We start from the raw sequence: 12,417 nt of genomic DNA, 5'->3' as shown, positions 1-12,417 counted from the left end.
CGCACACAAATGGAGCAGTCATGAGCGATTCCTTGATCATTGAACCTTCCAGCCCCGCCGACGCCTGCGTTATCTGGCTGCATGGATTGGGCGCCGACCGCTATGATTTTCTGCCGGTCGCCGAAGCACTGCAGGAGTCGTTGCGCACCACCCGCTTCGTACTGCCTCAGGCACCGACACGCGCTTTGACCGTCAATGGCGGTTATGCAATGCCCAGCTGGTATGACATCAAGTCCATGAGTTCAGAGGCCAGGGCCATTGACCATGATCAGATGGAAGCCTCGGCGCAGAAGGTGCTGGACCTGATCGAGCAGCAGCGCGACAGCGGCATCGACCCGGCACGAATCTTCCTGGCCGGCTTTTCCCAGGGTGGCGCGGTGGTCTTGCATGCCGGCTACCGCCGCTGGCAGGGTCCGTTGGGCGGCGTACTCGCGCTGTCCACTTATGCCCCTACATTCAGCAACGAGATGACCCTGTCAGCGAGTCAGCAACGCATCCCGGCCTACTGCCTGCACGGCAAGCACGACGCGGTGGTGCCTTATCCGATGGGTCGCGCCGTCTACGACCATCTCACCGCCCAGGGTGTAACCGTTGAATGGCAGGAATACCCAATGGAGCATCAAGTGTTACCGGAGGAAATTCGCGACATCGGCGTCTGGCTGGCTGAAAGGCTTCGCTGAAGCGCTCTGAACCCCTTGCGACGGACCGCTTTTGTAGCTCGCCATGGATGGCACTACGCCGAGCACGGTTCTTGCTTTACACTGCTCGGCGTACATTCCTTAACCAATTGATGAGATGACCGTGCTCAAAGCACTTAAAAAGATGTTCGGTAAGAGCGAGGCTGAGCAGCCTGCGCCTACTCCGATAACCTCTATTCCCGCCTCTCCCGCTGCCACAGGCGACACACCGGATCATGCTGTCCAGACTCAGGCTCTGGACACGACCAGCGAGCCCTCCAAAGCCAGAGCGCCGCGCACCGACAAGCCAAGGGCCGAGCGCCCGCGCCGCGAACGCGTAGCCAAACCGCCCGCCCCGGAATGGAAACTCGAGGATTTCGTCGTCGAGCCGCAGGAAGGCAAGACCCGCTTCCATGACTTCAACCTCGCGCCTGAACTGATGCACGCGATTCAGGACCTGGGTTTCCCGTACTGCACACCGATCCAGGCGGGCGTACTGGGCTTCACCCTCAAGGGCAAGGATGCGATCGGACGCGCCCAGACCGGCACCGGCAAGACTGCTGCGTTTCTGATCTCGATCATCGAGCAACTGACCCAGACGCCGCCGCCTGCAGAACGCTACATGGGTGAACCGCGCGCGCTGATCATCGCTCCGACCCGCGAGCTGGTGGTGCAGATCGCCAAGGACGCCGCCGACCTGACCAAGTACACCAACCTGAACGTCATGACCTTCGTCGGTGGCATGGACTTCGACAAGCAGCTCAAACAACTCGAAGCACGCCACTGCGACATCCTGGTCGCCACGCCAGGCCGCCTGCTGGACTTCAACCAGCGCGGCGAAGTGCATCTGGACATGGTCGAAGTGATGGTCCTCGACGAAGCCGATCGCATGCTGGACATGGGCTTTATCCCGCAGGTACGCCAGATCATTCGTCAGACGCCGCACAAGGGTGAGCGCCAGACCCTGCTGTTCTCCGCGACCTTCACCGAAGACGTGATGAACCTCGCCAAGCAGTGGACGACGGACCCTTCCATCGTCGAGATCGAATCGTTGAATGTTGCCAGCGACAACGTCGAACAGCATATCTATGCCGTCGCCGGTGCCGACAAGTACAAGCTGCTCTACAACCTGGTGACCGACAACGGTTGGGAACGGGTGATGGTCTTCGCCAACCGCAAGGACGAAGTCCGACGCATCGAAGAGCGCCTGGTGCGCGATGGCGTGAACGCGGCGCAGCTGTCAGGCGATGTGCCTCAGCACAAGCGCATCAAGACCCTTGAAGGCTTCCGCGAAGGCAAGATCCGCGTGCTGGTCGCCACCGATGTGGCCGGTCGCGGCATTCACATCGACGGCATCAGCCACGTGATCAACTTCACCCTGCCCGAAGTGCCGGACGATTACGTGCACCGCATCGGCCGTACCGGTCGCGCTGGCGCCGATGGCGTGTCGATCAGTTTTGCCGGCGAGGATGACTCTTACCAGTTGCCCGCCATCGAGGAAAAACTGGGCCGCAAGATCAGTTGCGAGACGCCGCCGACTCATCTGCTCAGGGCCGTGGTGCGCAGCAACGCCTGATGCTTACTTCCAGCGATCAGCCGCTTGGTGATCGCTGTGACGACCTTCGACCCAGCGCGTGCCTTCTGACGTGTTTTCACGCTTCCAGAACGGCGCGCGGGTCTTGAGGTAGTCCATGACGAAATCACAGGCTTCGAACGCCGCCTGACGGTGCGCGCTGGCAACGCCGACGAATACGATCGGCTCGCCGGGCTCCAGCGCGCCAACCCGATGCAGTACGTCAACGCGCAGCAACGGCCAGCGCTGTTCGGCCTCGGTAACGATTTTTGCCAGTGCCTTTTCGGTCATCCCCGGATAGTGCTCGAGAAACATGCCGCACACTTCACGCCCTTCATTGAAATCCCGAACATAGCCGACAAAACTGACCACCGCGCCGATGCCCAGATTCGCGGCATGCAGCGCGTTGACTTCAGTGCCGGGGTCGAAAGCCTCTGCCTGGACACGAACGCTCATCATCAACCTCCGGTCACGGGCGGAAAGAACGCGACTTCATCGCCATCGGCCAATGGTTCGGTCGGCTTGCACAGCTCCTGGTTGCGAGCACACATCAGGTTCTGTTCGGCAAGCACTTGCCAGACCTCGCCGCGCTGCAGCAGCGTCTGGCGCAACGCGTCCAGCGTGGCGAACTCGCCTTCAACGGACTCGCTGTCCAGGCCCAGGACTTCACGGTAACGGGCAAAATACTGAACCTGAACCTTCATGAGGAAACCTGTGCCTGATCGGCAATGAAGTGACCGCTCTTGCCGCCCAGCTTTTCCAGCAGCCGGACCGACTCGATGACCATGCCGCGGTCTACCGCCTTGCACATGTCGTAAATGGTCAGCGCGGCAACACTGGCAGCCGTCAGGGCTTCCATTTCCACACCGGTCTGCCCGGCCAGCTTGCAGCTCGCGGTGATGCGCACGGCATCATCACCCTCGGCGGCGAGGTGCACCTTGATGCTGGTGAGCATCAACGGATGGCAAAGCGGGATCAGATCGCTGGTTTTCTTCGCCGCCTGAATGCCGGCGATTCGCGCGACGGCAAACACGTCACCCTTGGGATGACCACCGCTGACGATCATTTGCAGCGTCGTCGGCAGCATGCGTACGAAAGCTTCGGCCACCGCCTCTCGGGACGTCACGGCTTTATCCGTGACATCGACCATATTGGCGCGACCCTGGGAATCGAGATGAGTGAGCACAACGTTACTCCTTGGCAGAAGCAAGAAGTGTGGCAGCTGCAAGCTGCAAGCTGCAAGCTGCAAGCTGCAAGCTGCAAGCTGCAAGCTACAAGCTACAAGCTACAAGCTACAAGCTACAAGCTACAAGCTACAAGCGAGGGCCCCACTTACACCGTAGTTCCCCACTTGCAGCTTGCAGCTTGCCACTTAAAGCTGCTTTTCAGCTAAAGATGACTCTCCGCGTATTCGGCCAGTATCGAGCGTGGCACGCCTTGCAGGGTGATGTGCACGCCGTTAGGGAAGTCCTTGAAGCGCTCCGTCAGGTAGGTCAGCCCGGAACTGGTGGCCGACAGGTAAGGGGTGTCGATCTGCGCCAGGTTGCCCAGGCAGACCACTTTGGAACCGGCGCCGGCACGGGTGATGATGGTTTTCATCTGGTGCGGGGTCAGGTTCTGACATTCATCGATCAGGATCAGGCTTTGCTGGAAGCTGCGACCTCGAATGTAGTTGAGGGATTTGAACTGCAACGGCACCTTGCTGAGGATGTAGTCGACACTGCCATGGGTGTTTTCGTCATCCATGTGCAACGCTTCGAGGTTATCGGTGATCGCGCCAAGCCATGGCTCCATCTTCTCCGCCTCGGTGCCGGGCAGGAAACCGATTTCCTGATCCAGACCCTGAACGCTGCGGGTGGCGATGATGCGCCGATAGCGCTTGGTGACCATGGTCTGCTCGATGGCAGCGGCCAGGGCCAGAATGGTTTTACCCGAGCCAGCAGCGCCTGACAGGTTGACCAGATGAATATCCGGGTCGAGCAGCGCGAACAGCGCCAGCCCCTGATAGATGTCGCGTGGCTTCAGCCCCCAGGCCTCCTGATGCAGCAAAGGCTCCTGGTGCATGTCGAGAATCAGCAGCTCGTCGTTCTTGACGCCCTTGATCCAGCCTACGAAGCCCTGCTCATCGACAATGAACTCGTTGATATGAACCGCCGGCAGCATTTCAGTGAGCTGCACGCGGTGCCAGGTACGGCCGCGCTCCTGACGGGTGTCGACCTTGCTGACGCGGTCCCAGAACGAACCGGTCATGTCATGGTAGCCACGCGACAACAGTGAAACGTCATCGACCAATTGGTCGGTGCTGTAATCCTCGGCAGCAATGCCGCAAGCGCGCGCCTTGAGGCGCATGTTGATGTCTTTGGTCACCAGCACGACGCTCAAGTCCTTGTTGCGCGCGTGCAGGTCAATCAATTGGTTGATGATGATGTTGTCGTTCAGGTGCTCGGGCAGCAGGCTGTTGGGTTCCTCGCGTTTGCTCATCAAAATCGACAGGTAGCCCTTGAGCACGCCTGTACCACGGTCGATGGGCACGCCCTTCTCGACTTCCTCCGGCGAAGCTTCGCCCAGGGTCTTGTCGATCAGGCGGATGGCCTGGCGGCATTCGGCAGCAACCGAATGCTTACCGGCCTTGAGTTTGTCCAGTTCCTCCAGAACCGTCATGGGGATGGCGACGTGGTGTTCTTCGAAGTTCAGCAGTGCGTTTGGATCATGAATCAATACGTTGGTATCGAGCACGTAAAGGATTGGCTGGTTGGTGGAAGGGGTGCGTCCGTGGTCATCCATACTCGCTCACCTTTGTAGAAGCCGGGCGACGCAGAACCACGACAGTACTGCGCCACGAAAAGGCCGCCGGATTCTCCCCTTCAGGCAGGGCAGAAATGTCGCTCAAGGTGGGTCTTGGAAGACGCCACCTGTGTTGCAGGTTTCGGCGGTCTGTATTCGTAATACAGCAAAAGGGATGACAGAAAAAAGCTCTTTGACAGTTTTTTGAAGTTTATTTCACAGCCTGACGAATAGGGCTTGGCGGACGTACCCGGCACGTTTAAAGTCGGAAGTCCGCCCACGCCGAATCTGCCTTCATTCCGCTTCCGGCGCAGGCTCTTCACTGCTCTGCAGCCCTTGTTCCTCGGGCGCTTCAGAGATATTCCGGCAATCGTCCCAGATCAACTCGCTTTGCGCGGTATTGGCCAGCAGCAATGGCAGCGCCGACTGCGCCTTGTTGGCCACGTCGTGGAATACCACCGTCCCTTTGCGCCAGAGCAGCATGAGGGTCAGTACACGGTCGCCCACCTGCTCTGCAGAAAGCCGTCCGGTGTCGTCTTCAGCATCGATATTCCACAATGACACGCGCAAATGCTCGGTGCGGAAGAAGTCGCCGCTGTCGGCACGTCGATGGCCATAAGGTGGGCGAAACAGCGGCACGAAGTTGTCCGGCAACACTTGCTGAACCAATGCCGCGCTGCGTCGCACCGAGTCCTGCCAGTCCAGCCACTGGCTGTGCGAGCGGTACTCCCAGCCCTGAATGCCCACACACTGCTGGCGATACAGCGCCTGCACACCTGCAACCGACGTGCTGTCGAGACGCTCCTGAAGGCTCTTGCCCAGCACAAAGAAAGTGGCGGTCATTTTCTGCTGGCGCATGAAGTCGGCCAGCCAGTCGGTGCCACCGTCGGCCGGGCTCGGGCCGCTTTCGAAGTTGAGCATGAACGTGCGATCCGGCATCTCGTCGCCACTCATCTCATCGGAGTTGTAACGCTCGATCTCGCTGCTGGTCTGCGGAAACAGGGCCGCCATGAACAGCAGCTCGTTCAGATAACGCTGGTGGAATGCGGCGCCGGGTCTGGCCCAATTGGCATAGAACGAATCGTTGGATACCTGATATTCCTCGGCGCGCTGTCGCAACTGGTCCATGTCCTCGACCAGCACACAGAAATTGGCGTCCTGCTCGCAGCTCTTTTGCGCGTTCTGGTAGTTCTCCAGCAAACGCAGCCACAGCCGATGACGAACCACGTTCAACGACGGCACGTTGACGAAGCGCAGGCCGAGGCGCTGCTTGAGGCCTTCCTCGTCGAGCTTTTCGCTGAGGTACAGCTCGTGGGCAAAGGCGAGGATCTCCGCACGCGATGCGACGTCGAACAACCCCGGCGTCTCGAGCCGCTCAGGCCAGACGCTGCGGTCAATGGTGGCAATGACCGGCGCTGCCGCCTGCGCCTGAAGCCAGAACAGACCTGCACACACTGCTAAAACGATACGCAAACCCGATGCCCTCTCGATCAACCATTAACGTCATGACCAGCGCGCCACTATAGCTGATATGTGCCTGGCTTCTTATGTCGGCGCGCATACAAAGCTGCAGGTCCTGCTGCCATCTCCGGCGGAGCGACCTCTATCGCCACCATAGCTGGAGTCGCAGGCTGTCAGCCCCTAGAATCCACGGACGATAAAAGGAGACGACTTCATGCTGATGGTGATTTCCCCGGCAAAAACCCTCGATTTCGAGACACCGCCCACGACCGGCCGCTTCACTCAGCCGCAGTACCTGGACCATTCCCAAGAGCTGATCGACCAGCTGCGTGAACTGACGCCGGCGCAGATCAGCGAACTGATGCACCTGTCCGACAAGCTGGCCGGATTGAACGCGGCGCGCTTTGGCAGCTGGAACCCGGACTTCACCCTCGACAACGCCAAGCAGGCACTGCTGGCCTTCAAGGGTGATGTCTACACGGGCCTGGAAGCGGAAACGCTGAGCGAAGCGCAGCTCGACTACGCGCAGGGGCACTTGCGCATGCTGTCGGGTCTGTACGGCCTGTTGCGCCCGCTGGACCTGATGCAGCCCTACCGCCTGGAAATGGGCACCCGACTGGCCAACGCTCGGGGCAAGGACCTCTACGCCTTCTGGGGCACGCGAATCAGCGAATGGCTGAATGAGGCGCTGGCTGACCAGGGCGACGACCTGCTGCTCAACCTGGCCTCTACCGAATACTTCTCTGCCGTCAAACGTTCGTCGCTCAAGGCGCGAATCATCGACACCGAGTTCAAGGACTTCAAGAACGGGCAGTACAAGATCATCAGCTTCTATGCGAAAAAGGCTCGCGGCATGATGAGCCGCTTCGTTATAGAAGAGCGCATCAACGATCCCGAAGCATTACAAGCGTTCGATGTACAGGGCTACCGTTACAACCGCGAACAGTCGACCCCCGACAAGTTGGTGTTTTTGCGCAACATCGCAGAAGACTAGAGGCTGTAACCGTCGTGTAACGGAGCGCTGTTACACGACCTGTCCTACGATCCAACACCGAATGCCAACTTCATGACGCCAGACAAACGTCAAGTTTTCGACTCTTAACTGGCGTGCAATTTTTTCCAAAAAAAAATTCCACTTTTTTAAGTAGTGGCATTTCAGATTTTTGCAGTAGTGGCACTTCAACTGCCACCCCTCCAAACCCCTTACAATTCGAGGCTTTTAAGAAAAAAGCCATCACCTCGATACTGCGTATGTCACAGAACGGATACACCAAAATTCGCAAATCAGGACGAGCGGCCAGGAACTAAATGCGAATTCGTACGCTCCTACATCCCGTAACAATTCTGGGCTGACGTGTAAGAGATCACTTACAGGTCGCCTTGGGAAACGGGAAGTTACCGACAAGGAAGCCAGGTCCAGGTGACCCTGGTGTCAGGTACCAGAACTAAACTCACATCACTAGTTGATGTTGTAGACAGGCGAAGCGCCGGCCCGGTGCGACGCGCAGGATTCGAACAGGACGGCCCTGGCTAGCGCCAGAGGCAGTCTCACCGAGGTCCGCCGTCAATCGTCGAACAAGGAGTGGTTTACTGCATCCAAGGAGAGCAGGGCCCTGACCGAAAGGACAGGTTACTTGCCGCTTGCACTTAGTGTCATTTGAGTTCGCCTTACTTGTTTTGGGCACTCACTCATTAAATATGCCTGCGTTAGTTCTACGGCGTTGTTAGCCGTAAGGGATAGCGCGTGACATCTGCTGGCCAAAATTAATATCCAGCCAATCTATGGCGTGAAAAATCGAGGAGAATACGATGCGTATCAGCATATTTGGTTTGGGTTATGTCGGTGCAGTCTGTGCCGGTTGCCTGTCTGCCCGCGGTCACGAAGTAGTGGGTGTGGATATTTCCAGCACCAAGATCGACCTGATCAACAACGGCAAATCACCTATCGTTGAACCGGGTCTGGAAGAGCTGTTGCAGAAAGGTATCAGTACCGGAAAACTGCGCGGCACTACAGACTTCGCCGAAGCCATTCGCGCCACCGATCTGTCGATGATCTGCGTCGGTACGCCGAGCAAGAAGAACGGCGATCTGGAACTGGATTACATTGAGTCGGTGTGCCGCGAAATCGGTTATGTCCTGCGTGACAAAGCCACCCGCCACACTATCGTGGTTCGCAGTACCGTACTGCCGGGCACTGTTGCCAACGTCGTTATCCCGATTCTGGAAGACTGCTCCGGCAAGAAAGCCGGTGTTGACTTCGGTGTCGCCGTCAACCCTGAGTTCCTGCGCGAAAGTACTGCGATCAAGGACTACGACCTGCCGCCAATGACCGTCATCGGCGAGTTCGACAAAGCGTCGGGCGACGTTCTGCAATCGCTGTACGAAGAACTCGATGCACCGATCATCCGCAAGGACATCGCCGTTGCCGAGATGATCAAGTACACCTGCAACGTGTGGCACGCCACCAAGGTTACTTTCGCCAACGAAATCGGCAACATTGCCAAGGCTGTCGGCGTCGATGGCCGTGAAGTGATGGACGTGGTCTGCCAGGACAAGGCGCTGAACCTGTCCCAGTACTACATGCGCCCTGGCTTCGCATTCGGCGGCTCGTGCCTGCCGAAAGACGTTCGCGCCCTGACCTACCGCGCCAGCAGCCTGGACGTTGAAGCCCCCCTGCTCAACTCGCTGATGCGCAGTAACACCTCGCAAGTGCAGAACGCGTTCGACATGGTTGCCAGCTACGACACCCGCAAGGTTGCACTGCTGGGTCTGAGCTTCAAGGCCGGCACTGACGATCTGCGTGAAAGCCCGCTGGTAGAGCTGGCCGAAATGCTGATCGGCAAGGGCTTCGAACTGAGCATCTTTGACAGCAACGTTGAATATGCACGCGTTCACGGTGCCAACAAGGACTACATCGAATCCAAGATTCCGCACGTTTCCTCGCTGCTGAACTCGGACTTCGACCAGGTCATCAATGACTCCGATGTCATTATCCTCGGCAACCGCGATGAGCGTTTCCGCGCCCTCGCCAACAAGACCCCTGAAGGCAAGCGCGTCATCGATCTGGTGGGCTTCATGGCCAACGCCACCAGCGAAGACGGTCGTGCCGAAGGTATCTGCTGGTAAATCAGCCGCAAGCCACAAGCGCCAGGCTCCAGGCCACAGGCTCAAGCAATGTGCTTGCAGCCTGGGGCTTGAGGCTCGCAACTGACTTAGGGATACGATTATGCAGAGGCTCAAGCACGGCCTGTTACAGGCCGCAGGTTGGCTGTTCTATTTAAGTTTACTCATGGGCCTTGCCGCGGCATTGCCTACCAGTATCTTCGACTCACAGTCGAAGAACTTTATATTCCTGATTGGCGCCGTTGGCATCTGGCGCTACTCGATGGGGATCACGCACTTCGTGCGCGGGATGATTTTCCTGTACATCGTGTACCCGCACTTGCGCCGCAAGGTTCGCAAGCTGGGCAGCGCAGCAGACCCGTCCCATGTGTTTCTGATGGTCACCAGCTTTCGTATCGACGCGCTGACCACCGCACAGGTCTACAACTCGGTTATCCGCGAAGCCATCGACTGCGGCCTGCCGACGACGATCGTCTGCTCGCTGGTGGAAATGTCCGATGAGCTGCTGGTCAAGAGCATGTGGGCCAAGTTCAATCCGCCAGAGCGCGTCAAGCTGGACTTCGTACGCATTCCGGGCACCGGCAAGCGCGATGGCCTGGCCTATGGCTTCCGTGCCATCTCGCGTCACTTGCCTGACAGCCGTGCCGTGGTTGCGGTGATCGACGGTGACACCGTGCTCAACGAAGGTGTGGTCGCCAAGACCGTACCGTGGTTCCAGTTGTTCGACAATGTCGGCGGCCTGACCACCAACGAGTTCTGTGAAGTGCGTGGCGGCTACATCATGAGCGAGTGGCACAAGCTGCGTTTCGCTCAGCGTCACATCAACATGTGCTCGATGGCCCTGTCCAAACGCGTGTTGACCATGACCGGTCGCATGTCGGTGTTCCGCGCAACCGTGGTAACCGACCCCGAGTTCATTGCCGACGTGGAAAGCGACTCGCTCAATCACTGGCGTCTGGGCACCTTCCGCTTCCTGACCGGCGACGACAAGTCCAGCTGGTTCAGCCTGATGCGCCTGGGTTACGACACGTTCTACGTGCCGGACGCAGCGATCAACACCGTGGAACACCCGCCCGAGAAGAGCTTCCTGAAGGCCAGCCGCAAGCTGATGTATCGCTGGTACGGCAACAACCTGCGTCAGAACTCGCGTGCACTGGGTCTGGGCGTACGTCGCCTGGGGATCTTCACCAGCATCGTGCTGTTTGACCAGCGTGTGTCGATGTGGACCTCCATTCTCGGTCTGACCGTCGCCCTGATCGCCAGCTTCAAGTATGGCGGCGCGTTCCTGCTGATGTATCTGCTGTGGATCGGCATGACCCGCCTGATCCTCACCCTACTGCTGTCCCTCTCGGGACACAGGATCGGGCCTGCCTACCCGATCATTCTCTATTACAACCAGATCGTCGGTGCGCTGATGAAGATCTATGTCTTCTTCCGCCTGGACCGCCAGTCCTGGACTCGCCAGGACACCAAACTAAGCCGCGACATGGCCAGCTTTCAGGGCTGGTTCAACACGTGGTCGTCCCGAACCATGACTTTCTCGGCTGGCACCATCTTCGTCGCCGTGCTGTTGACGATGGTTTGACCGGGCCAACGGATTAATTGCTTAAGTAGGAAAAATAGCCATGAATACAGCCGTGAATGCGAACGTCGTACATGAATCCGAAGCCCAGCGCCAACACGCGCGGATCAAGATCCCTGCCAAGCTGCGCCTGCTGAATGATCAGCCCAACGCGCCACTGGTACGTGTCGAAGACCTGTCGGCCGGTGGCCTGAGCTTCGTTGCTCCATCCGGGCAGAAATTCAGCGAAGGTCAGATCGTCAAGGGACGCCTGCAATTCATCATCGACAACCTTGGCCTGGCCATGGACGTCGATCTGCAAGTGCGCTCGATCGACAACACCAGCAACCGCATCGGTTGCCAGTTCCAGAACCTGGAACCTCAGGACATCGCAACCCTGCGCCACCTGATCACCTCGCACCTGTCCGGCGAAGTCGTCACCCTGGGCGAAGTGCTGGCCACGCTGCAGCGCGACAACTTCACCAAGGCACGCAAGGTCAAGGGCAAGGACGGCGGCATGAGCGCCATGGGTCGCCTGCGCGCCGTAACGTTCAGCCTGGGCGTGTTCATTGTCGGTCTGGCCGCTTTCGGCTTCATCTTCAAGACGATCTATGGCCTGTACTTCGTCAGCCATGCATCGGCCGGCCTGGTCACCATTCCAAGCATGGACGTGACCATGCCGCGTGAAGGTACCGTGCAAAGCCTGGTCGCCCAGAACGGCGAAGCTGCCAAAGGCGCCCCGCTGGCCTCCTTCAACACCAGCATGCTGGAAATGCTCAAGGGCAGCCTGACGGGTGAAGACCTGCAGCCGGCCAAGATCGAAGAGCTGTATGGCAAGCAGATGAGCGGCACCATGACCAGCCCGTGCGATTGCGTCGTGGCTCGCCAACTGGTGGCCGACGGTCAGTTCGCGTCCAAGGGTCAGGTGATCTTCCAACTGGTGCCACGCAACGCGCCGGCCACGGTTGAAGCACGCTTCACCTATCGCCAGTTCAACGATGTCAAGCCAGGCACACGTGTCAGCTTCCAGATCGCTGGCGAAGACAAACTGCGCACCGGCCAGATCGTCAGCAGCACTAACCTGAGCGACGCCGACCTGTCTACCGACATCCGCGTGCAGATCAAGCCTGACGAAAGCCTGAGCAGCTCGCTTGCCGGTCGCCCTGTCGAAGTGGTCAGCGATCGCGGCCCGTCCGTGAACTGGCTGATCGATAAAGCCATGGCTGCGGGTCTGTAAC

At 58.7% G+C, this 12,417-nt stretch carries 11 protein-coding genes; 6 read left to right on the top strand and 5 right to left on the bottom strand.

Going from position 1 to position 12,417, the window contains the following annotated elements; all coding sequences use genetic code 11:
* Positions 1-20: 20 nt before the first annotated feature.
* Together KUIN1_RS05920 and rhlB are read left to right on the top strand one after the other, a co-directional pair.
* Positions 21-680 (top strand): alpha/beta hydrolase, encoded by a 660-nt coding sequence (locus KUIN1_RS05920; RefSeq protein ID WP_116831138.1) that lies wholly within the window; start codon positions 21-23, stop codon positions 678-680.
* A gap of 115 nt (positions 681-795) precedes the next feature.
* The gene (gene rhlB / locus KUIN1_RS05915; RefSeq protein ID WP_161806391.1) at positions 796-2,253 is read left to right on the top strand and encodes an ATP-dependent RNA helicase RhlB; all 1,458 of its coding nucleotides are present in this window, start codon (positions 796-798) and stop codon (positions 2,251-2,253) included.
* 3 nt (positions 2,254-2,256) lie between these two features.
* On the opposite strand, the gene moaE is transcribed toward rhlB, so the two are convergent.
* The 5 genes from moaE to KUIN1_RS05890 all read right to left on the bottom strand — a co-directional run bounded on the left by moaE (position 2,257) and on the right by KUIN1_RS05890 (position 6,507).
* The gene (gene moaE / locus KUIN1_RS05910; RefSeq protein ID WP_004406744.1) at positions 2,257-2,706 is read right to left on the bottom strand and encodes a molybdopterin synthase catalytic subunit MoaE; all 450 of its coding nucleotides are present in this window, start codon (positions 2,704-2,706) and stop codon (positions 2,257-2,259) included.
* A gap of 2 nt (positions 2,707-2,708) precedes the next feature.
* Positions 2,709-2,954, bottom strand: a complete 246-nt coding sequence (gene moaD, locus KUIN1_RS05905; RefSeq protein WP_004406746.1) for a molybdopterin converting factor subunit 1 — start codon at positions 2,952-2,954, stop codon at positions 2,709-2,711.
* Positions 2,951-3,436 carry a cyclic pyranopterin monophosphate synthase MoaC gene (moaC, locus tag KUIN1_RS05900; RefSeq protein ID WP_003341741.1) on the bottom strand — a complete coding sequence of 162 codons (486 nt, stop codon included), beginning with the start codon at positions 3,434-3,436 and terminating at the stop codon, positions 2,951-2,953. Before moaC ends, moaD begins: the two co-directional genes overlap by 4 nt.
* A 203-nt stretch (positions 3,437-3,639) precedes the next feature.
* Positions 3,640-5,034: a PhoH family protein gene (locus KUIN1_RS05895; RefSeq protein ID WP_003365383.1), complete on the bottom strand. Its 1,395-nt coding sequence runs from the start codon at positions 5,032-5,034 to the stop codon at positions 3,640-3,642.
* Between the two features lie 294 nt (positions 5,035-5,328).
* Entirely contained in the window at positions 5,329-6,507 is a 1,179-nt protein-coding gene (locus KUIN1_RS05890) for a polysaccharide deacetylase family protein (RefSeq protein ID WP_058822489.1), read from the bottom strand.
* Positions 6,508-6,709: 202 nt separating this feature from the next.
* On the opposite strand from KUIN1_RS05890, the gene yaaA reads away from it, so the two are divergent.
* The 4 genes from yaaA to KUIN1_RS05870 all read left to right on the top strand — a co-directional run bounded on the left by yaaA (position 6,710) and on the right by KUIN1_RS05870 (position 12,416).
* Positions 6,710-7,489: a peroxide stress protein YaaA gene (yaaA, locus tag KUIN1_RS05885; protein WP_011266801.1), complete on the top strand. Its 780-nt coding sequence runs from the start codon at positions 6,710-6,712 to the stop codon at positions 7,487-7,489.
* Positions 7,490-8,304: 815 nt separating this feature from the next.
* Positions 8,305-9,621, top strand: a complete 1,317-nt coding sequence (locus KUIN1_RS05880; protein ID WP_116892044.1) for a nucleotide sugar dehydrogenase — start codon at positions 8,305-8,307, stop codon at positions 9,619-9,621.
* Between the two features lie 100 nt (positions 9,622-9,721).
* Positions 9,722-11,203, top strand: a complete 1,482-nt coding sequence (alg8, locus tag KUIN1_RS05875; protein ID WP_002552255.1) for a mannuronan synthase — start codon at positions 9,722-9,724, stop codon at positions 11,201-11,203.
* Positions 11,204-11,243: 40 nt separating this feature from the next.
* Positions 11,244-12,416: an alginate biosynthesis protein Alg44 gene (locus KUIN1_RS05870; RefSeq protein WP_152091883.1), complete on the top strand. Its 1,173-nt coding sequence runs from the start codon at positions 11,244-11,246 to the stop codon at positions 12,414-12,416.
* Position 12,417 lies beyond the last annotated feature (1 nt).

It is taken from the genome of Pseudomonas sp. KUIN-1, assembly GCF_009176725.1.
In the GTDB taxonomy this organism is placed as follows: domain Bacteria; phylum Pseudomonadota; class Gammaproteobacteria; order Pseudomonadales; family Pseudomonadaceae; genus Aquipseudomonas; species Aquipseudomonas fragariae.
Note: the sequence above shows the minus strand (reverse complement) of the source record. Positions and strands in the feature narration are given on the sequence as shown.